Origin of the sequence: Mesorhizobium sp. M0571, from assembly GCF_040320985.1 — a bacterium.
In the GTDB taxonomy this organism is placed as follows: Bacteria; Pseudomonadota; Alphaproteobacteria; order Rhizobiales; family Rhizobiaceae; genus Mesorhizobium.
The window spans coordinates 86,945-106,738 of record NZ_JAMYQT010000009.1 but is presented as its reverse complement, the minus strand read 5'-3'; the positions used below and the strand labels follow the sequence as shown (position 1 = coordinate 106,738).

At 59.9% G+C, this 19,794-nt stretch carries 18 protein-coding genes and 2 pseudogenes; 6 read left to right on the top strand and 14 right to left on the bottom strand.

From position 1 onward, the window contains the following. Nucleotides 1–702: 702 nt before the first annotated feature. The 3 genes from copD to NKI85_RS13370 form a co-directional block, all read right to left on the bottom strand. Nucleotides 703–1,560 (bottom strand): copper homeostasis membrane protein CopD, encoded by an 858-nt coding sequence (gene copD / locus NKI85_RS13380; protein WP_023722112.1) that lies wholly within the window; start codon nt 1,558–1,560, stop codon nt 703–705. Nucleotides 1,561–1,562: 2 nt separating this feature from the next. Next, on the bottom strand, nt 1,563–1,904 hold the full coding sequence (copC, locus tag NKI85_RS13375; protein WP_023722111.1) for a copper homeostasis periplasmic binding protein CopC: 342 nt from the start codon (nt 1,902–1,904) through the stop codon (nt 1,563–1,565). 277 nt (nt 1,905–2,181) lie between these two features. Continuing rightward, nucleotides 2,182–2,724 carry a hypothetical protein gene (locus NKI85_RS13370; protein ID WP_352776816.1) on the bottom strand — a complete coding sequence of 181 codons (543 nt, stop codon included), beginning with the start codon at nt 2,722–2,724 and terminating at the stop codon, nt 2,182–2,184. Between the two features lie 578 nt (nt 2,725–3,302). On the opposite strand from NKI85_RS13370, the gene NKI85_RS13365 reads away from it, so the two are divergent. The 3 genes and pseudogenes from NKI85_RS13365 to NKI85_RS13355 all read left to right on the top strand — a co-directional run bounded on the left by NKI85_RS13365 (nt 3,303) and on the right by NKI85_RS13355 (nt 6,390). Then, on the top strand, nt 3,303–4,340 hold the full coding sequence (locus NKI85_RS13365; protein WP_352776827.1) for an IS110 family RNA-guided transposase: 1,038 nt from the start codon (nt 3,303–3,305) through the stop codon (nt 4,338–4,340). 266 nt (nt 4,341–4,606) lie between these two features. Next, nucleotides 4,607–4,804: pseudogene (locus NKI85_RS13360) on the top strand (IS110 family RNA-guided transposase); the annotation flags it as partial. A gap of 239 nt (nt 4,805–5,043) precedes the next feature. After that, the gene (locus NKI85_RS13355; protein WP_352528981.1) at nt 5,044–6,390 is read left to right on the top strand and encodes an ISNCY family transposase; all 1,347 of its coding nucleotides are present in this window, start codon (nt 5,044–5,046) and stop codon (nt 6,388–6,390) included. A gap of 306 nt (nt 6,391–6,696) precedes the next feature. On the opposite strand, the gene NKI85_RS13350 is transcribed toward NKI85_RS13355, so the two are convergent. The 9 genes and pseudogenes from NKI85_RS13350 to NKI85_RS13310 form a co-directional block, all read right to left on the bottom strand. Then, on the bottom strand, nt 6,697–7,587 hold the full coding sequence (locus tag NKI85_RS13350; RefSeq protein ID WP_352776815.1) for an AI-2E family transporter: 891 nt from the start codon (nt 7,585–7,587) through the stop codon (nt 6,697–6,699). A gap of 101 nt (nt 7,588–7,688) precedes the next feature. Further along, nucleotides 7,689–7,795 (bottom strand): annotated as a pseudogene (locus NKI85_RS13345) (transposase); the annotation flags it as partial. A 126-nt stretch (nt 7,796–7,921) separates the two neighbouring features. After that, a complete protein-coding gene (locus NKI85_RS13340; protein ID WP_023722103.1) occupies nt 7,922–8,986 on the bottom strand; it encodes an ABC transporter ATP-binding protein in 1,065 nt (354 codons plus the stop codon). After that, entirely contained in the window at nt 8,979–10,649 is a 1,671-nt protein-coding gene (locus NKI85_RS13335; protein ID WP_352508356.1) for an ABC transporter permease, read from the bottom strand. The genes NKI85_RS13340 and NKI85_RS13335 overlap by 8 nt, the downstream gene beginning before the upstream one ends. A gap of 120 nt (nt 10,650–10,769) precedes the next feature. Beyond that, nucleotides 10,770–11,873 carry an ABC transporter substrate-binding protein gene (locus tag NKI85_RS13330; protein ID WP_352528977.1) on the bottom strand — a complete coding sequence of 368 codons (1,104 nt, stop codon included), beginning with the start codon at nt 11,871–11,873 and terminating at the stop codon, nt 10,770–10,772. 210 nt (nt 11,874–12,083) lie between these two features. Then, entirely contained in the window at nt 12,084–13,187 is a 1,104-nt protein-coding gene (locus tag NKI85_RS13325) for an ABC transporter substrate-binding protein (RefSeq protein WP_023722100.1), read from the bottom strand. After that, nucleotides 13,184–14,590: a sensor histidine kinase gene (locus NKI85_RS13320; protein ID WP_023722099.1), complete on the bottom strand. Its 1,407-nt coding sequence runs from the start codon at nt 14,588–14,590 to the stop codon at nt 13,184–13,186. Before NKI85_RS13320 ends, NKI85_RS13325 begins: the two co-directional genes overlap by 4 nt. Then, nucleotides 14,577–15,251 (bottom strand): response regulator transcription factor, encoded by a 675-nt coding sequence (locus NKI85_RS13315; protein ID WP_023722098.1) that lies wholly within the window; start codon nt 15,249–15,251, stop codon nt 14,577–14,579. The genes NKI85_RS13320 and NKI85_RS13315 overlap by 14 nt, the downstream gene beginning before the upstream one ends. 168 nt (nt 15,252–15,419) lie before the next feature. Beyond that, nucleotides 15,420–15,623: a hypothetical protein gene (locus tag NKI85_RS13310; protein ID WP_352528974.1), complete on the bottom strand. Its 204-nt coding sequence runs from the start codon at nt 15,621–15,623 to the stop codon at nt 15,420–15,422. Nucleotides 15,624–15,667: 44 nt separating this feature from the next. Here NKI85_RS13310 and NKI85_RS13305 point away from each other — a divergent pair, with 44 nt between their 5' ends. The 3 genes from NKI85_RS13305 to NKI85_RS13295 all read left to right on the top strand — a co-directional run bounded on the left by NKI85_RS13305 (nt 15,668) and on the right by NKI85_RS13295 (nt 18,050). Further along, nucleotides 15,668–17,014 carry a hemolysin family protein gene (locus tag NKI85_RS13305; protein WP_023680195.1) on the top strand — a complete coding sequence of 449 codons (1,347 nt, stop codon included), beginning with the start codon at nt 15,668–15,670 and terminating at the stop codon, nt 17,012–17,014. Nucleotides 17,015–17,363: 349 nt separating this feature from the next. Next, on the top strand, nt 17,364–17,570 hold the full coding sequence (locus NKI85_RS13300) for a hypothetical protein (protein WP_352491411.1): 207 nt from the start codon (nt 17,364–17,366) through the stop codon (nt 17,568–17,570). A gap of 48 nt (nt 17,571–17,618) precedes the next feature. Then, a complete protein-coding gene (locus NKI85_RS13295; protein WP_352528972.1) occupies nt 17,619–18,050 on the top strand; it encodes a hypothetical protein in 432 nt (143 codons plus the stop codon). Between the two features lie 93 nt (nt 18,051–18,143). Here the strand turns inward: NKI85_RS13295 and NKI85_RS13290 are convergent, their stop codons facing one another. Further along, nucleotides 18,144–18,881 (bottom strand): tetratricopeptide repeat protein, encoded by a 738-nt coding sequence (locus NKI85_RS13290; protein ID WP_352528970.1) that lies wholly within the window; start codon nt 18,879–18,881, stop codon nt 18,144–18,146. Between the two features lie 595 nt (nt 18,882–19,476). Continuing rightward, nucleotides 19,477–19,779, bottom strand: a complete 303-nt coding sequence (locus tag NKI85_RS13285; RefSeq protein WP_352495686.1) for a helix-turn-helix domain-containing protein — start codon at nt 19,777–19,779, stop codon at nt 19,477–19,479. Nucleotides 19,780–19,794: the final 15 nt, after the last annotated feature.

The following is a 19,794-nucleotide window of genomic DNA, read 5'->3' as shown; positions in this document are numbered from 1 at the left end:
CGTCACCGGTCGCCTCCCAGTCCTGGAAGGCGCCTACGTCACCGACGGGGGCAAGTGCTGCGTCGCCGGACAACGGAGTCCATCCGCGTCTCCTGGCCGCAGGACGGTTCGTTCGAAGTCAGGTCCATGGGCAAGACAAATACCGTGAAAAGCTTCCAACGCCAGATCGACATTATCGGCACGCACCAGCGGCGATCTCAGGCATATAGCAGCGAGCGCCGGGATAAAGAGGGGCTTCGACATCAGCACACCGCACGGTCAAAAAATGGACCCTCTGGCACGTTAGTCAAGAGTGCCATTTAGCGGGCCCAGCGGCTGCGACGAGATCGACCTGCATCCGACTGTCGGCGGCTGCGCCGTCGCCCCGTAGTATCATTCGCCAGTTATTCTCCGACGCGGTCCGCATTGAAGACCCGCGATAGCCGTCGAACTTGTGTGTCCATCCCTCGGCCCTCGGGAGGCTTCTCCACCAGGGTGGGGATCAAAGGAGCGATGAACGCTGGCCGGCTGGTGCTGGCAGTTACTCGTTTACGCATGGAATCGTGTCTAGGTCGCAGGCATATATCCGCGCTCCACACGTCCCGACGTTGGTTAAGATCGGCAGCCAGACCGGCCAGCCACTCTGTGCGCCAGGCGGATAGAGGTGAGTGTCGATCGCGAATTGCAGAAACGTTGCCAGCGGATAATTGCAAAGTCAGCGCGTCACGCGTACGGATCCATAAGCCCCAGCGCGCTTACATCCATAAGCACCCCAAACCCGATGATCTGCTCCAGCGCAACGTTGCGAGACAATGTGCCCAAGCTTTTGGCCGGTTCGGATTTCATGCGGCTGACCAGGGCGTATCGGTTGTAGACCGCCAAACCGACCATCGCGACGAATAGGCTGATCTTGAACAGGAGAACTCGACCGTAGCTGTTGCGCGGATCGGGGAACGAGCCAAGCACGAGCCAAGTGTTCATGGCACCCGTCAAAAAAATGAGCGCAACCGCCACCATACCAAAGCGGGAGAAGCGCCACAGGACGGTTTCCACGCCTGCGACTTCGGATGGATGCCGCTGTGCTGCCGCGATAAGCAGGCCGAGGGGCAGGAGGCCACCTATCCACGCCCCGGCACTTGCAACATGGAGAGCTTGAGTCAGTGAGCCTAGAAGGCCCAACGCCGCCGCGTGGCCCTGCCAACCCTCGCAGGTCAGTAGCAAGAAAGCCGGCCCGACGATCAATTCGGGCCGCCCCGAGAAACTGATCACCAGGAGCAGGAGAACGAGCGAAAGGCGAACAAACCAAACAGTTCCGAAGTCGCTTTCCATGAGAACGCCGCGCAAGGTGTCAACCATACCCTCGCGTCCGGAGAGCCCGGCCGTAAAGCACAGCAGCCAAATTGCCGCGAAGATTGCGGCCGCAAGTGCGAGGGCAGGATTGATGTTACGGGGTAGAGGCGCAAGCGCGGGAGCCGCGGTTCTGTCTAGCGCATAGAAAGGGAAGAGTGCCGACCCGAATAGAATCATCACTGAGAGGAAGTAGACCCACCGGGCGAAGGCCAGAGTGCCATCAACGTCCATTTCTACGGTCTGACTTCAAATTTGAAATTGCCCTTCACCTTGTGCCCGTCTGCTGACAGCACGTGCCAATCAACTTGATAAACACCCGGCGCAAGGGACCTTGATACAGGTGCCACCATGTCCTTATCGCGCACCGCGATCTCCGTGGTGATCTTCGCACCATCCGGCCCCGACAGATCGATGCCCGAGAATCGAGCCTCAATGGATTCGCTAAACCGCAGTCCAATCTCGGTGGGCGGAGCGGCAATGGTGCTATTGATCTCTGGAGTAGCCTCGACCAATCGAGCATGCGCAAGCGCCTGGCCCGATAATGGCACGCTCCACAGCGCAAGTGTGGCGATCATTCCGATAGTCCGATTCAACGCGAACTCCTCCCGCGGCGACGGTCATCAAAGACTATGCACTTTCTGACGAGTATACGAATTTGTTGGTGTTGCAGGGCCGCCACCGTTCGAGCTGTCACGAAATTTTCCATTTGCCGGAAAAGTGATGGGAGATCAGGCCAACACGCTACCGACCGCCGAGACTCTCGATTGAAGGTCACGGACGCCGCAAGCGTTTGTAATTATCAGGACAAGCGCGGGCGAAACAAGCGTTTGCGCCCGCGTGACTCCATTTCAGCTACTTAACCGGGATCATGAGATGTGCGTATGGAGTGCCCGGCCACATCACATAGGGCTTGGATGTGTCAGGCTTGGGGTCCGTCGGATAGCCCTGCATGATGTCCATTGCGTTGACGATCATCACATGCGGGCCGGTCTCTATCCAATTGTTGCCTTCCTCGGGCTTCGTCGCATAGGGATCGGTGTTGCTGCCATCGGTACCGCCGGACAGCATGTACATGAAGCCGACCTTGCCCTTGGGCGGCTCCTTCTTTTCCATCCATGCCATCGCCCATTCCATCGCGTTGGCATCGCCGCACATTGGGTCCGGGCCGGGCGTGGACGGGCTGTCCGGCATGCACCAGAAGCCGTTCTTGCCCTCGCGCAAGGTGCGCATGGCGCCCTTTTCATCCGCGGCGTAGACCGCAGCGCCGCTTGCCACGGCAGGGGGTGCAGCAGATTCAGCGCTCTTGATCATCGCAGCGTCGTCGGCGGCTGCGCCTTGCATCGTAACCAAACTGCCTGCCGCCAAAAGGGCAGCGACCGTCAGAAGCCGTTTCATGGCCGTTCTCCGGTTTGAGTTGATCTTGTGCATGATGTCCGACGCACGGCTTTCCAGAGCCGTTTGTCGGTGATTAAGCAGTAGCAGATTACATGCCTCCGGACAATTTACGTTTTAGCGCTGTCTAATGTCTTTGCAGGGGGCGTGCTATTAAACGGGGGCCTTCAAATCGGTCACGAAACTCCTGAGGGTTCACTAACCAAGATGGTGCTGTTCAGCGAGTGGCCAAATTTGCGCGGTTTCCCAGCAACCTTGCTTGCGTCGTCAAATCGCCACCTGCCCTAACCCTAGATTAGTTTCCGTCCACAAACGCCAACATATTGATATTATTGCGTGAATCGGAACTTTGCGCAGGCAAGGCCCGGCGGTTTCAGGTACACTTTGGTCTCATGCCACTGATTCCAAAGCACAATCTGCCACCGCCGGAGCCGACAATGCGCCAAGAACGCACCGTCCAAGATGGGGTATTCGGCTTGCGCCCCATCTTGGCGGAGCGGCATGGAGGTGCTGCGCTTCGAGCTGATGGTAGAACGTGGTCTGTCCGAAACAGCCACAAGCATCAGGAAAGGAAGCGCAGCATGAAACATTATGCAGGATTGGACGTGTCGGTGAAAGAGACGGCAGTGTGCATCGTCGACGAAACAGGCACGGTTTGCCGCGAGATGAAAGTTCCCAGCCATCCGGAGGATCTTGCGCGGGTGCTCAAGGATCCTGCCTGGAACTTTGAGCGGATCGGTCTTGAAGCCGGGCCCTTATCGCAATGGCTGTTCGAGGGTCTTGCCAAAGCCGGCCTGCCGTTGATCTGCATCGAGACGCGTCACACCAAGGCATTCCTGAAGGCGCAGGTGAACAAGACCGACCGCAATGACGCGCGCGGCATCGCACAGATGATGCGGGTCAACCTGTTCCGCCCGGTGCATGTGAAGACCCTGACGAGCCAGAAGCGTCGGGCGTTGCTGACGGCGCGCAAGCTGCTGCAGGAAAAGGCGATTGCCATCGAGAACGACATCCGCGGGCTGCTGCGCAACTTCGGGCTCAAGGTCGGCGTCGTCGGTACGGTCAAATTCGAGCAACGCATCCACGAACTGGTTGAAGGCATGCCTGATCTGGCCGAAATCGTCGAACCGCTTCTCGACGCTCGCGGCAAGCTGCGCCAGCGCTTTGCCACCCTTCACCGCAAAATTCTGGCGATCGTCCGGGATGATGAAGTTTGCCGCCGACTGATGACGACACCAGGTGTAGGCCCGGTCGTGGCTCTGGCCTATACCACCACCATCGACATTCCGGCCCGCTTCCGCAATTCGAAAGCGGTCGGACCGGTTTTGGGTCTGACACCTGTGCTCCATGAGTCGGGCGAAAGCCGCCGGGTCGGCCGGATCTCGTTATGCGGTGACGATATGATGCGAACGCTGCTCTACGAAGCCGCGCAGGTCCTACTGACGCGCGTGACGAAGTGGTCCTGGGTGAAGGCCTGGGCGATGAACGTCGCCAAGCGGCGTGGTCGGCAGAGGGCCATCGTTGCGCTCGCCCGTAGACTAGCAGTGATCATGCATCGCATGTGGAGCGATGGCACACGGTTCCGCTGGACAAAGGAAAGCACACCGGTCGCCGTCTGAACTGGGCCGTTAAGAAGGAGACAACAAAGTTCCACTTGCCGGTGGAAAAACGTCCTTCGCGGGACGATGGATGAGGTGAGTTCGCTATGCTGGCGGTGCCGATCGTACATCAGGACGCGTCCAAGATTGTTCCACCTCGTTCTGCGGATTCCCCATACTGGGAGGGCCAAGGCGCCGATCCCGAAGAGAAGCAAGACCCGCGGAAGACGTCAGATGCCGGCGAAGCGGAAAGCTCGAAAGTGCTTGACCTCAAGCCGCCGAATAGAGAAGCCGCGCAGGTCCTACTGACGCGCGTGACGAAGTGGTCCTGGGTGAAGGCCTGGGCGATGAACGTCGCCAAGCGGCGTGGTCGGCAGAGGGCCATCGTTGCGCTCGCCCGTAGACTAGCAGTGATCATGCATCGCATGTGGAGCGATGGCACACGGTTCCGCTGGACAAAGGAAAGCACACCGGTCGCCGTCTGAACTGGGCCGTTAAGAAGGAGACAACAAAGTTCCACTTGCCGGTGGAAAAACGTCCTTCGCGGGACGATGGATGAGGTGAGTTCGCTATGCTGGCGGTGCCGATCGTACATCAGGACGCGTCCAAGATTGTTCCACCTCGTTCTGCGGATTCCCCATACTGGGAGGGCCAAGGCGCCGATCCCGAAGAGAAGCAAGACCCGCGGAAGACGTCAGATGCCGGCGAAGCGGAAAGCTCGAAAGTGCTTGACCTCAAGCCGCCGAATAGAGAAGCCAGTATATTCGATGTTTTCGCCACGCACGAGATCGGCCGCGAATTGGAGGCGATGTCGGGTTGGCTGGACGAGCATCACGATCTGCTCGGTTTGGTGGCCCGAGACTTGGTCCGGGTCGGCGTCAAAGCCACCGGGCGGCAAGGCTTGCCTGCCGAAGCGGTGCTGCGCTGCGCGCTTCTCAAACAATATCGGCAGCTGAGCTATCAGGAGTTGGCGTTCCACCTCGAGGACTCAGCCTCGTTTCGCGCCTTTGCCCGCCTGCCGTGGTCATGGAGCCCGCAGAAGTCGGTGCTGCAAAGGACGATCAGCGCAATCCGGCCTGAGACCTGGGAACAGATCAATCGGACACTGCTGTCGGGCGCTCGGCAGGCGAAGCTCGAAGACGGTGCGGTCGTGCGGCTGGACAGCACTGTGACTGCAGCCCTCATGCACGAGCCGAGCGACAGCAGCCTGCTTTGGGATGCAGTGCGGGTTATGGTGCGCCTTCTGAAGCGGGCCGATATCTTGCTCGGCGGCGCCGGCTCATCATGGCGCGATCATTGCCGCGCAGCCAAGAAGCGCGCCCGCAAGATCCAGTTCACGCGCGGCCGGCCCAATCGGGTCCAACTCTACCGCGAACTGATCGCAATCACCCGCGCGACCTTGGCCTATCTGAAGCAGGCGACCGAGCGATTGGCCGTGGCGAGCACTCCGCTCATCGCACTGTGGCAGCTCCAGGTTCGTCACCATCGGCCGCTGATCGAACGCATCATCAGACAGAGCGAACGGCGGGTGTTGGCCGGCGAGCCGGTGCCGGCCGGCGAGAAGTTGGTCAGCCTGTTCGAACCGCATGCCGATATCATCGTCAAAGGCAGCCGCAATACCGAGTACGGCCACAAACTCAACCTGACCACCGGCAGGAGCGGCATGATTCTTGATCTGGTGATCGAAGCAGGCAACCCGGCCGACAGCGACCGCTTGCTGCCGATGCTGGCGCGCCACGTCGCCTTCTGGGGCCAAGCGCCGCGGCAAGCGGCAGCCGATGGCGGCTTCGCCACGCGCGACAATTTGGCCACAGCCAAGGCGTGGGGCGTCTGCGACATGGCCTTCCACAAGAAAGCCGGCCTCAGGATCGAGGACATGGTCAGAAGCAAGTGGGTCTATCGCAAGCTACGCAACTTCCGCGCCGGCATCGAAGCCGGAATATCGTGCTTGAAACGCGCTTACGGCCTGGCACGCTGCACCTGGCGCGGCCTTGATCACTTCAAGACCTACATCTGGTCCTCGGTCGTGGCCTACAACCTCGTCCTCTTCACGCGCCTCAAAGCGACCTGACACCGACCCGGCATCGCAGTTGGGTCGCACCGGCCAATGCCGGTATCGCGGCGTGCGCCTGATCGGGGCTCATAGCACGATCTCGTCGACATCGACGCCTCCCGGCCCCGCACAGGACTCCAAAAGGCATTCTCACCCGACGATAAGCCCTTGCAAACGCTGCGAAATACGCACGTTTATGAACGGAAACTAGATTAGCCCGCGCATCGTCAGTTCAGCCTTCAGATAGGCATAATAGATCGGCGCGGCGACAAGACCCGGCATACCGAACCAGGCTTCCATGAAAACCATCGCCAGAAGAAGCTCCTAGGCACGCGCATTGATCCGCGAACCGATGATCTTGGCGTTTACGAAGTATTCGAGCTTGTGAATGATGATGAGAAAGGCAAGCGAGCCGAGTGCTGCAAGGAAGGAGATGCTGAGGCTGACAACCACGATCACCGTGTTGGAGATCAGATTGCCGATGACCGGCAGAAGGCCGGCGACGAAAGTCAGCGCTATCATTGTCCTGATGAATGGCAGATCGATGCCGAAGGACGGCAGAACAACGACGAGATAGACCGCCGTCAGAAACGTATTCAACGCCGAAATCCGGATTTGCGAGAACACGATGTTGCGAAAGGCCTTGCTCAGAATGTTGACACGATCCGCCAGCGCGACCGCCAGTGGGCCGGGCTCGCGCGATGGCGCCGCCGAGCTCACCGCGATCAAGCCGCCGATCACCATGCCGACGACAATGTGGACCACCAGGACGCCGACATCCCGCCCGACGAGTTGAAGCTGGCCGGCATGTTCGCGGAGCCACCGGGCCGCGAAGACTTCCAGTTCCTCGATGTTCGACGGAAAATAGGTCATCGCCCAGGTCGGGAGATGGACGCGCGCGGTATCGATGATCTCGGCCATCTTCTTGAGGAGCGTCACGACGTTCTCCGAACCGCCAGTCAATTGCGACATGCCGCTAAAGATAGCGGCGGCTATCAGGAGCGTGAAAATCAATGCCACCAAGGTCAGCGCAAGGCTTTTCGTCAGGCTGTTGGAAACGCCGATTCGATGGAGCATCGGTGCGGCGAAATGAACGAGATTGAACACGAGAAGGCCCGAAAGCAGTGCCGGAAGCAGCCCGAGTTCGAGAACGGCGACGAGCGCTATAAGCGCAAGCAGGCACGACGCGAGATAGAACCATGAGAAAATCAGCACTTTTCACCTGCAGAAGCAGCCAAGTCCTCTCCGGGTTTCATTAGCTTTGATACCCGGTGATGCGCAAGCGAACACGCGTTCAACACGTGTGTAAGGCTAACCGCCTCGGAGGTCCCATGCTTGCGCGCCAGGTCGCCCGCTTTTGCCCCGCCTCATGCTCACGCAGGACCGCGATGATCAGCTCTTCCGTAAACCGCTTTCTTTTCATCAGTCCGCCCTTCAATCGAGCCGGACTCTAATCTCAGATGGAGGAAATTGCCCGTGGCAGGTCAGCCGCTCGACGATGTTTATGCCGGTTGGCAAGAATGATCCTCTTCGTGGTGAACGCCGGAGTTCATTCCGCCGCGAAGACCATCAGATCCTCGAACGGGAACTCGACATGGTATTGGCCGGACGGAAGGGCGTCCCGGGAATAGGTCCGGATGGTCAGGTCATTGCTTTCGAAAATGACTTCATGCCGATCGCCAAGGAAAAGGCTCTCGACGCAGGTCATGGCGATACGTCCAGGGCCGTCCTCCCCGGACCACGTCACCCGCTCAAGCCGGACGAGTGCGGTGACTTTGGCGCCGACGGTCAGCTCCTGCTGGGCGCTGCCCACAAGATGGATGCCGTTGGCGACAATTTCCGCACGGTTGCCGTTGATGGCGGTGACCACGCCGTCAAGGCGATTGCTGGCACCCATGAACTCTGCTGCAAACAGGCTCTTCGGCTTGTTGTAGATTTGCTTGGGTGTTCCGTCCTGTTCGATCTGGCCGCCGTTGAGCAGCAGGATGCGGTCGGCGAGCGCCATCGCTTCCACCTGATCATGGGTGACGCACAGCGCCGATAGCCCGAGATTGGTGATGAGGCGGCGCAGCCAGATCCGCGCTTCTTCGCGTAACTTGGCGTCCAGATTTGACAGCGGCTCATCGAGCAGAATCACGTTCGGCTCATAGACCAGCGCGCGGGCCAGCGCCACGCGCTGCTGCTGTCCGCCGGAGAGCTGATGCGGATAGCGTTCGCCCAGTTTGCCGAGGCCGATGCTGTCCAAAGCCTTCTGGACGCGGCTCGCAACATCTGCCTGGGACACTTTGCGCAGCTTCAGGGGATAACCCACATTCTCGGACACCGTCCGATGAGGCCACAGCGCATAGGACTGGAATACCAGCCCGAGACCGCGCGTTTCCGGCGCCAGATTGATGTTCTGCCCGGCATCGAAAAGCGGCTTGTCACCGAGCAGTATCTTGCCGCTGTTGGGTGTCTCCAGACCGGCGACCGCTCGCAAGAGCGTCGTCTTGCCGGACCCGGACGCGCCGAGCAAGGCGACGATCTGACCCGGTTCGACCGAGAAGGACACACCTTTCAGGATTTCAAGGTTGCCGTAACTGAGGCGCAGGCCGTCTATGATGATGTCAGTCATTGAGGCGGACTCCAAAGCGCATCGCGAGGGCAAGACCGGTCACGATGATGACGGTGTTGATGACGGCGAGAGCCGAGACCAGATCGATCGCGCCGGTGCCCCAAAGGGAAACCATGAGCGAGCCGATCACTTCGGTTCCCGGTCCGAGCAGATAGACGCCCGTCGAATATTCACGGGCGAAGATCAGGAAGATCAACAGCCAGGCCGAGAACATGCCGCCGCGGATGAGCGGCAGCGTGATGTCCCGGGCGACCCGGCCCTCGCTGGCGCCAACTGACCGGCCGGCTTCCTCGAGCTCCTTGCCGATCTGCAGGAGCGTTCCGGAAATCAGCCGCATGCCATAGGCGAACCAGACAATGGTATAGGCGAGCCATACCGAGATCATCGTGGCACGCAGGGGTGCGATCGGCTTGAAGAAGAGAAATATCCACAGCATGGCCAGGCCAGCCACAATGCCCGGCATCGCCCGCGGTATCATGGCCACGTAATCGACGACTTTAGTCAGGGGTGCGTTCGAGCGGTGACCGGCGAGTGCCACGGCAGTATAGGCCGCGATCGAAGCCGCGCCGCCGACCACCGCGACGCCGACCGTGTTGAGAATGGCGCTGATGACATTCGGATAGTCGGCGAGATCGCGATAGTGATCCAACGTCAGCACCTGGAAGATATTCACCCCGACGCCCCAGCTTGTCACCAGTGAACGAATTGCGACGCCGCCCACCGGTATGATCACGGTGGCCGCGAACCAGGCCACCACAAGCGCGAAGGCCGGCCAGCGAAGAGCGCCCAGCCGGATGGGGTTGTGCCGACTGCCCTTGCCTTTGACAGACACATAGCGGCTGGCGTTGCGCAGCATGTAGCGCTGCAGCACGACCAGCGGCAGCGCGATCATGATGATCGCCACCACCACTACGGCCATCAACTGGTAGGAAGGAACACCGAGCTTGTTGGTGAGCTTGTAGAGATAGGTGGCGAGAACCAGCACGCCTTCCGGATCGCCAAGCACCAGCGGCAGGCCGAAAAGTTCGAAACCGAGGAAGAACACCAGAACCGCCGCATAGAGCACCACCGGCATCACCATGGGCAGCGACACACTGGCGGCGACGCGCCAAGGGCCAGCGCCGGCGGTGCGTGCCGCCTCTTCGAGGTCGGCGCCAACGTTGCGGAGCGCCGCCGATGCATAGAGATAGACATGTGGGACATGGGTGAGCCCGGCAATGATCGCGATCGATGTCACCGAATAGACATTCCAGGGCACGTAGCCGATCATCGACTTGACCGCCAGCGAGACGAAGCCGACTGGTCCCAGTGTCATCACATAGCCGAAGGCCAGCACCACCGCCGACATGAAAACCGGGATCAGGATGATCGGCTCCAGCCAGCGCTTGCCCGGCACGTCGGTGCGCACGATGATGAACGCCAGCAGGATTCCCACCGGAACTGCGATCACCGTCATGCCCACCGCGAGCTTGAGCGAAGTCGTCAGCGCTAGCCAGAAATCCGCGTCCGCGAGGATGAAGCTGTAGGCGTTCAGCGACAGATGCGCGGTTTTCTGGAAGAAAGGCGCGGACAGAAAACTCTGATAAATGATCAGGGTGACCGGCGCCAGCACCACCAGGATGGCGAGGAGGTTGGTGCTGACACGAAAGACACGGAAGGGCATGATCGCCTCGAACAAAGCCGGGGGCCGTCCGCTAGCAAGAGCGCAAGCGCGCCGTTCCGATGATTCTTAATAGCAAGAAGGGTGAGAGAGCCGACTGTGGAGGCACTCCCGATCAAGCGATTACTCGCCCTTCATGGCTTTCTGCCACTCGTTGAGGAACGCCAGCCGTGTCGTCTCGTCGAGACCTTCGAGCAGCTTGTCGTCGAGCGCGATCGGGTGAACGTTTTCACCGGCGGCGGCCTTTATGGACGCCAGCGTGGTTGCCCCTTCAACGTCATCACGAACGGCATAGAGCTTGATGTCGTCGGCGATCAGCTTCTGCGCGCGCGCCGACAGCAGATAGTCTACGAATAGCTTCGCAGCATTGGGATCCTGGGCTTCCGCCGGAATGACGGTGGCGCGGGTGGTCACCAGGACATAGTCCTTCGGGATTATCACACCGAGGTTCTCGTCCTTGGCCTGCTTGGCGAGGCCATATGAGCCGAAGATGCCATAGGCGATGGAATGTTCGCCAGACGTGACCTTCTCGATCATCGAGCCGGCGGAGCTGTAGAGCTTGATATGGGCCTTGCCAAAAGCCTTGTTAAGCGCCCAGGAATCGGTCCAGTTCTTGGCGTCCTGGTTGTAGAAATAGAAGCCGACACCGGATTTTTCCGGATCGTAGGACGCGATCTTGCCATCATATTCTGCGGTCTTCCCAGTCATCAGCTTGAGAAGATCGGCGTGGGTTGCGGGAACATCGCCTTCAGGCACGAGACGCTTGTTGTAGACGAAAGTCACCGGGTCGGCGGTGGTACCATAGACCATGTCCTTGTAGGACGCCCAGGCCGGAAGGTGGGCCGCCTCCACGGATTTGTATTCCCGCGCATAGCCGTCTGCGGCAAGTTTGATCTGCAGATCCGGAGCCGAAGACCATGCGACATCTGCCGTGCCTTGGCCCGAAGCGGTTTCGGCAATGACGCGATTGTAGAGTTCGGTGGAATTGAGGTCGGAATATTCGACGGCGATGCCGGGGAATGCTGCTTCGAAGTCCTTGAGCAAGGGCTGGACCAGCGCCGCATCGGTCGTCGAATAGATGCTGAGGTGTCCTTCCGCGGTGGCGGCGGCCACTAGATCCTTGTAGTTGTCCGGATACCCGGCGGGGATCTCGGCAGCGGCGGCAAGCGTCACAAAAGCGGCTGACAGCGAAAACGCGGCCATCATCGTCGCAAGACGATTTTTCATTAGGGTCTCCTCCAAGTTCGCCTAAATCGTACCTCCTCCAGGCACAAAAGGCGAGTATCATCCTGACCTGTCACCAACCTGTCACGGCGATGTCGAGGTTTGCTCAGCCGACTAGGCCCGATGGGTCGTGATCAGATTGTCGATGACAGCGGGATCGGCCACATCGACGTATTGCGGGATTGCTGAAATCTTGGGGCGGCATCCTACGCGTCACGGTCGCTGGCCCTGCGCATCGATCATGGACTTGCTCCAATCCTCGATGAAGCGGCGGCGCAACGCCTCGTCTTGTACGGCAAGTAACGCAGGGCCGATGCGTATGGCGCGCGCGATACCAGACTCCCCAAGTTTTTCCGGGCCGTCCGCTCCCTCAGGCAATTGCCCGTTCTCGGCAAAGAAGAAGGCGCTATCCCTGGCAACCTTCTGTCCCCGGGCCGACAGAAGGTAGTCGAGAAATCGTTTGGCAACGTCCATATTCGGCGCCGTCTTCGGAATGAGCGCGCCACGACTGAGTATCAGCGCATAGTCCCGCGGGACAACGACCCTCAAGTCGGAATTGCCCCTGGCCGCCGCGTAGGCGTATGACCCGATCATATTGTAGCCTATATATAGGCTCCCGTTTGCAACGTCCTGAAGGGTCTCCGCGGTGCAACAACGCACCACAGTTTCCGCTCGGCTCATGCTTTCCAGAAGCCGACCGTAGACCGCCGTCGTCTGCCGCGCATCACTGAACGCCAATAGGTAGCCGATGCCCGAAAGTCGGATGTCGAACGTTCCGACCCGTCCGCGATAAAAATCGATCCGCCGCCTGAGAAGATCGGCGAGTTCGATGTGGGTGCGCGGTACGTCGCCGGACGGCACGAGGCGGGCGTTATAGACGAAGACGGCCGGTTCGTAGGTAAAGCCGAATACCTCGTCGCGCCAGTTTGCCCAATTGGCGACATGCGCGGTTTCGGCCGACACGTGCGGCGCCGCGCAGCCGTCATTGGCGAGCTTCACAAGTTGGTCGACCGACGGAGACAACAAGATGTCGCCCAGCACCGCGTCCGTCCGACAGGCTTCACTGGCACTCCTTTGCAAGTCGTTGGTGACATATTCAACATAGTCGACTGCCACGTTGGGGAAAACGGACTGAAAATCCCGGATCAGTGGTTCCATTGCCGCCAGATCGGTCGCGGCGTGGATCGACAGTCGGTTCTTCTCCGGCTGAGACGAAGGAAAAAATGCGCTGCTTCCTTCAGCAGCTCTTGCCGCGTGACCGATGCATAAGACGACGGCAGCCATCAAACCGAATGTCGGCAATGTTCCCGTTATCATCCGGTCTTCTCCGTCGCGATGGGCAACGTCAAGGTGACGGTGAACCCTTGCGTGCCCTTCCCGCCATCCTTGCTTGTCTCGCGAAAGGTCAGCGCGCCACCGTGAGCCGCCGCAACCTCCGACGCGATGGCGAAACCAAGACCTGCGCTGCCGTCATGAGATTTGGACGTTTCGAAGCGCTGCGTAACCCGCTCCCACTCGCCCCGCGGAATGCCCGGTCCGTCATCTTCGACCTCGAGATGGGCACGTGTACCGTCGCTGCGTACTCTGACTTCAAGGCGCGACACCACTCCATGGCGCAAGGCATTGTCGATGATATTGACGATCGCTTCGCGAAGGCTGACGGCGTCCGCAAGCACGACCGGCTCGTCGTCAGGCGCCTCGAAGGAGACGATGATGTCCGGATCGATAGTTATCGGAACCGCCGCACGGAAAGCGCGCCGTGCGACATCTGCCAGATCGTGCGGCTGAAGCTGCACGGAATCGGCACGATGGATGACCATGGCGTGGCTGAGCAACTGGTTGGTCAGGCGCGCAAGTTCGCTGGCGCGCTGCTGTACGCGATCGAGATGCTGGCGGCTCGACTTGTCCAGCTTGGCTTGACTCAACAGATCGAGCTGCGCCGTTAGCGCCGTCAGCGGCGTTCTGATCTGGTGCGCCGCGTCGGCGATGAAGCGCTGCAGGAGTTCCACGCGCTCGTCGAGCCGACTCATGAAATAATTGATGGAAGTAACGAAGGGCCGCAATTCTCTCGGTACGACGACCGTTACCGGCGTCAGGTCTTGTGGATCGCGACGGCGGAGCGTCGCTCCGAGATGCTTGACCGGTTGCAGAGAATAGCGAATAGCAATCATCGCTCCAGCCAATGCCAATATGCTCATGATCGCCAGGAGGACGGTCGCCCTGAGAGTCAATTCACCCGCGAGCGCGCGGCGGGCTTCCGTGGTCTGCCCAACGATGACATGCGCCCAACCGGATACGGCTGGATCGGACAGTGCGCGCGCCACCACCGCAATCCGAACCGGTTCGCCGCGATAATGCGCCGATTCCAATACCGGGACATCGTGTATTGCGGCCAGATCAACTTCTGTTTGCAGATCGGCATAACCTGTCAGCGTCGCGCCGGAAGGGCCGATCACGCGATAGAAGATGCGATCGCGGCTGGCGAGGCCCAGGAGTTCAAAAGCTGATACCGGCAGGTTGATAATAAGCGAACCGGATTCAACCGTAAGGCTGTCTGCCATCTGGATGGCCGCACCAAGCAGAAGCCGGTCATAGGCGTCATCGGCGGCGGTACGTGCGTAGTACGACGCCGCACTCACCAGAAGAGCCGCACCCAGGCCCAGCACCAGCGAGATGCGGACCGCCAGGCGCGTGAAAAGGGAAGGCTCAGCCGGTATCATCGGAAGCCAGTTGATATCCCACGCCCCGCACGGTAACGATCTGCGCCTTGGCGCCTTCCAGCTTCTTGCGCAGCCGCCCGACATAAAGTTCGATCGCGTTCTGATTGGCCGGCTCGTCAAACCCGAAAAGCTGATCGATAAGTTCATCTTTGCTGAAGACGCGGCCTGGCCGCGACGCCAGTATCTCAAGCAACGTCATCTCGCGTCGTTTCAATTGCACCTCGCGCCTGCCTACTCGGACTGAGCGGCTGCCGCGGTCGAGCACGACATCGCCACACTGTACGATGTTGGTCGCCTCGCCGCTTTTCCGCCGGAGCAGAACACGGGCGCGCGCTTCCAATTCCCGGAAATCGAACGGTTTGACCAGATAGTCGTCGGCGCCGAGATCGAGCGCGCCAACGCGGTCCTCTATCTCGGAACGGGCCGTCAACATCAGAACCGGGGTGGTATTCCTTGCCTGCCGGAGCCGTCGAACGATTTCAAACCCGTCGAGGCTGGGCAGCATGACGTCGAGGATGACGAGATCGTAGCAGGTGAAATCGAGGATCTCTGCGGCAGCACGGCCGTCCGTCTCCCAATCGACTGCGTGGCCGATCGTTTCGAAGCGGCGGCTGATAGCCTCGCCAACGTCGCGCGTGTCTTCGACGAGGAGAATTCGCATGCCGGAGCATTTGCACGGAAGCAGCCGCCTATCAAGCGTCACCTCTTTGCGGAGAGGCGCTTGACATCATCTGCAGATCACGCGTTGGCTTCAGCCCTGTTACCGTCAGCAGTTCAAGCTGTCCAATCATTTGAGCTTTATCGACGGGCTGCGTGATGGCGTCTGCCTTCATGTGATCTGCGCATCCACGCCAAGAACGGGGCGCGTCGGTACATGACCCGCGCTGCAAGCCACGGCTGGACCATGCACCTTGCCGCATTCAACGTGTTCGACCGCACCGTGATCAGTCGCTAGTAGATGCACCACCATCGCCATCAGGGGATTATGCTTCTGGCGATCGTGATGCTGATAGCGATTGCGCAATGCCATCATTTGCGCTTCAGAGACGTATCCAATTGCGTCATTAAGAGGATATCATGCCGACAGGCGATGGCAGTTTGAGCGACATTCTTGGAATCTTATCGGTTCTCCTACTCGTGGCCGCAAACGGCTTCTTTGTCGCCGCCGAGTTTTCCCTGGTCGCCGTGCGCCGAAGCCGAGTTGCCGAACTCGCTGCGGCTGGGCGGCTGAACGCGGCAGCGCTCCAGCGGGCCGTCGACAATCTCGATGCCAATCTGGCGGCGACCCAGCTCGGCATCACCATTTCATCGCTGGCGCTCGGCTGGATCGGCGAACCTGCTCTCGCGCATCTCGTCGAGCCTCTCTTGATCGGGCTGCTGGGGTCGTTGGCGACTGCGGGCTCACACACTGTCGCCGTCGCGATCGCTTTCATCATCATCACCGCGCTTCACATCGTGCTTGGCGAGCTCGCACCAAAGAGTCTGGCGCTCCAGCGCAGCGAAGACACTGCGCTCTGGGTCGTGCGTCCGCTCGGTCTGTTCCTCTTTCTGCTCAGGCCGGCGATTCTAATGCTGAATGGTCTCGGCAACCTCGTTCTGCGACTCTGCGGCCTGCGCCCGGGAACCGGTGAGGATTCATTGCACTCGCCAGACGAGCTGAAGCTTCTGATCTCGGCCAGTCAGGAAGGCGGGCTGTTGCAGCAGGCGCAGCGGGAGATGGTCGAGCGGGTCTTCAATATCGGCGAGCGCCGCATCAGTGACATCATGACGCCTCGGCCGGATATCGACTGGATCGACGTGAATGATGACCGAACCGAGATTCTTCGTACGATCCGCGATTGCCGCCATGAGCAGCTCCTTGTCGGCAAGGGCGGTATCGATGAACTGCTCGGCATGGTTCTGAAGAAGGACATGCTCGACCAGGTTCTTGACGGGCAGGTTCTCGATCCGATGGCGATCATCCGTGAGCCGCTCGTCGTTCATGAATCAACGCCGATTTTCAAAGTGCTGGAGCAGTTCAGGAAGGCGCCCGTCCGCATAGCAATGGTCCTCGACGAGTACGGAAGTCTGGAAGGAATTGTTACCCAGACCGATTTGCTCGAAGCCATCGCCGGCGACCTGCCCAACATCGAAGGCGAAGAGCCGGATATCGTCGAGCGTGAAGACGGCTCCCTTCTCGTGGATGGTATGATGTCGGCCCAGGACGCCTTCGATCGCCTTGGTTTTCGGGCACGGCCAACTGAAGGCGACTTCCATACGATCGCAGGATTTGCCCTGTTTCGACTAGGGCATCTGCCTGAGGTCGGGGAACATTTTGATTATGGCGGCTGGCACTTCGAGATCGTGGACATGGATGGCCGGCGGATCGACAAACTGCTCGCACGAAGGAACTCTCCCACGGGGCGGCAAGAAACATCGGAGTAAGAATGCCCGGATTCCTGCAAGACAGGCGTCGTCATTTTCATCTTTGCGTGGTTGCTCGGCGGCGCCCTTCCTTTATCCCGCAAACCCGGCAGTCGTGGTGGTGATTCTGCCGTTAGTCATGATGACGCGGCAGTTGGTTGCCTGCGTGGCTCCCTTCCCTGATGGCCTTTGGAACGGCTTGGGCTAGCGGACGGATGGGTTTCGCCTGTATTAAAAAAACTCGCCAACTTGTCCAAAGTGTCAACGGAGCATTGCCCTTGCCTTATCGCCGCTTGGAGTGTGATCGGCAATCGTGGTATCGCAATGCCGGGAGGCGACGATGCGTGTCATTTTCCGATGTGATCCAATGTTGGTCGAGCATTTGCCACGCCCGATCCTCGCGCGCGGCGCGTTGCCGGATTGGCTGCGCACAATGCCCGCTACTTCCTTTTCGGCGATCCACGGCCGCGACATTCGCACGCTCAAGCAGTGCCCGCCCGTTATCGATGCGATGACCTATGGCTTCATGATCCTCCTGCCGTGCGACGTCATCGCCGACAAAGGGACCTTTTCCTAGGACTGGCAGATTCCGGACCCGGTCACCGGGAACCACCCCCGAGCGCCTTTGAGCTTCCACACGCCGGGGCAACTCGCAGGCAGCCCGTTTGCCACTCCCGGTCAAGCCGCCCTCAAATTCAACAGCTTCTGGACCATACAGGTCGAGGACGGCTGGTCGCTGTTCGCGACGCATCCGGTCAATCGCGACGATCTGCCCTTCAGGCTGGTGACGGGCCTGGTGGATTCCGACCGGTTCAACGATGGAGGCATTAATTTCCCGGCGGTCTGGACTGAGCCCGAGTTTTCCGGCTTGCTCAGGAAAGGAACCCCGGTCGCGCAGTGCTTTGCGGTTCCACGGGTTGAGCCGCAGCTGGAATACCGGGTGTTCGATGAAAAGCGGCAGGCATCGTATGCGCAGACGGTCGCCGATGTCCTGTCAACGCCCGGTGTGTACCGCAAGCGGTTTCGCGCCAGGCGGGGACGCTCCACCAGCGAGTGAGCGACGCAGCGCTTCCTCATCAAGCCATAGCCGGCCGCCGGACGCCGATGTGAGTGCCATGGCGATGACGCCGAACGTGGATGGGCGCAGACTCTAGGCAATCGAATACGCAGCCATGGCCCCGTCGAGGTCGCCGACTTCCTGCAGGACGACACCCAGATTGACGGCAGCTTCCGGGGCGTCCGGGCTCATCTTCAGCACCCGCCGATAGGCTTGAGCGGCGCTGCCGAACTTGCGCATGTCCTGACGCACCAGCCCGAGGTCAAACCACGCAGCCGGATGCCCACCGCCGGCGACAGCGCGTTCGAGGAAGCCCTCCGCTTCGGCAGGCGCACCGCGTTGCCAGGCAAGGCGCCCGAGGCGCGCCGCCGCCTCCTGGGATTTCGGATCCCGCTGCAAGACAAGTGTCCAGCATTCGCGCGCGGCCGGGGCGTCGCCTGCCTGATCAAGGGTACGTGCTCGCTCGATGAGGATTTCCGCCTGCAATGATAGCTTGGCTGCGCGATCCAGCTGTTGCAACGCCGCTTCAAACCTGCCTTCGGCCCGGGCAATCCTGCATGCCAGAATCAAGGCAGGCACATTGTCCGGGCGAACGGCAAGGCTCGCTTCGATGCGCGCACGAGCCCCCGGCATGTCTGCCCTTGCGAACAGGACCGCCGCCAGAAGATGGCAAAGCGCTGGATCGCCCGGGTGCTGCCCCAGGCCCAATGCGCACAGATGCATCGCTTGGTCGTGATTACCGGAATTGAAAGCAGCCACCGCCCAGCGGATCAGATCGCCACTATCGCTTTGATTGTGCGCGTTGTTGCTCGGACACTCACTGGCAGTCATGTCCTCAAGCGCCCGATGTCGATTCCAATCATGTTTGGCGGGGCCGCTTGCCATGAATCGAGCAGAGTAGCCGATTTGGAGCCTCGCTTGTCATCACGCTTAACCGCTTCCAAAGGCAAGAAGGCTACAATCCGCCCCAACTGCTGCTCCCGTGCCCTTGGGCACACACGCTCTAGTGACGACCATTCTATGAGCGCGCTTGTAAATATTGGCTACTCGCAAGGGATGTCGATAGGCGTTCGTCAAATTCCAGCAAAAGCGGTCTCATGTTGACCAGCTTTTCCGGTGTAAATCTGGTCAGCGGTCCAGAAACAGCCAGCGCTCCGGCCAAGCCCTCGCTGCCTGAAAAAAACCGGTACGGCCATCGTCGCTGTTTCAGAATCGCCCTCCCCGAGCGATACAAACGGAATCTTCGCCATAAGAGCTATTCGCATTCTAGGCTTAGCAAGCACTTGGCCAGCTGCATGATGGTCAAGCGAAAGCACATCGCCCTCTCGGATTTGATCCCGGATCAAATGGCGACAGTCTGCACGAAACAGGCAAATGCTGCGATTTCCCTCCTTTCGAAAAAAACGATGCGCTTTCATTCGCCTGTTCAACAAGGCTCAAAAGGAGAGGCCGAACGAAGGCCTCTAAAACGACGACGGTAGAATGAGCCCAATATCATCGGCGTAGGGCCGGCAGCAAAGCGCTTGTCCGCCATGCGAACAATGTAGCCACTCCGGACAAGGGATTCCGTTAACCGAAGGATCGTGCTTTTGTAGAGGCCTGTTCTAGAAGAAATCTCGGCCAAGCTTAAACCTTCGTCGCGCTCTGTGAAGCACCCGAGGATCGAAAGCGCGCGATCGACAGCTTCAACCCCTCCCGCTCTTGTGTCTGCTTGGAGCCTGCCGGACATAATGTAGGGACCACA

Excerpts from the sequence above, each read along its gene's own strand:
- copD (WP_023722112.1), bottom strand. The coding sequence starts at position 1,560 with ATGGACGTTGATGGCACTCTGGCCTTCGCCCGGTGGGTCTACTTCCTC.
- copC (WP_023722111.1), bottom strand. The coding sequence starts at position 1,904 with ATGATCGCCACACTTGCGCTGTGGAGCGTGCCATTATCGGGCCAGGCG.
- NKI85_RS13370 (WP_352776816.1), bottom strand. The coding sequence starts at position 2,724 with ATGAAACGGCTTCTGACGGTCGCTGCCCTTTTGGCGGCAGGCAGTTTG.
- NKI85_RS13365 (WP_352776827.1), top strand. The coding sequence starts at position 3,303 with ATGAAACATTATGCAGGATTGGACGTGTCGGTGAAAGAGACGGCAGTG.
- NKI85_RS13340 (WP_023722103.1), bottom strand. The coding sequence starts at position 8,986 with ATGACTGACATCATCATAGACGGCCTGCGCCTCAGTTACGGCAACCTT.
- NKI85_RS13335 (WP_352508356.1), bottom strand. The coding sequence starts at position 10,649 with ATGCCCTTCCGTGTCTTTCGTGTCAGCACCAACCTCCTCGCCATCCTG.
- NKI85_RS13330 (WP_352528977.1), bottom strand. The coding sequence starts at position 11,873 with ATGAAAAATCGTCTTGCGACGATGATGGCCGCGTTTTCGCTGTCAGCC.
- NKI85_RS13325 (WP_023722100.1), bottom strand. The coding sequence starts at position 13,187 with ATGATAACGGGAACATTGCCGACATTCGGTTTGATGGCTGCCGTCGTC.
- NKI85_RS13320 (WP_023722099.1), bottom strand. The coding sequence starts at position 14,590 with ATGATACCGGCTGAGCCTTCCCTTTTCACGCGCCTGGCGGTCCGCATC.
- NKI85_RS13315 (WP_023722098.1), bottom strand. The coding sequence starts at position 15,251 with ATGCGAATTCTCCTCGTCGAAGACACGCGCGACGTTGGCGAGGCTATC.
- NKI85_RS13310 (WP_352528974.1), bottom strand. The coding sequence starts at position 15,623 with ATGATGGCATTGCGCAATCGCTATCAGCATCACGATCGCCAGAAGCAT.
- NKI85_RS13305 (WP_023680195.1), top strand. The coding sequence starts at position 15,668 with ATGCCGACAGGCGATGGCAGTTTGAGCGACATTCTTGGAATCTTATCG.
- NKI85_RS13290 (WP_352528970.1), bottom strand. The coding sequence starts at position 18,881 with ATGACTGCCAGTGAGTGTCCGAGCAACAACGCGCACAATCAAAGCGAT.
- NKI85_RS13285 (WP_352495686.1), bottom strand. The coding sequence starts at position 19,779 with ATGTCCGGCAGGCTCCAAGCAGACACAAGAGCGGGAGGGGTTGAAGCT.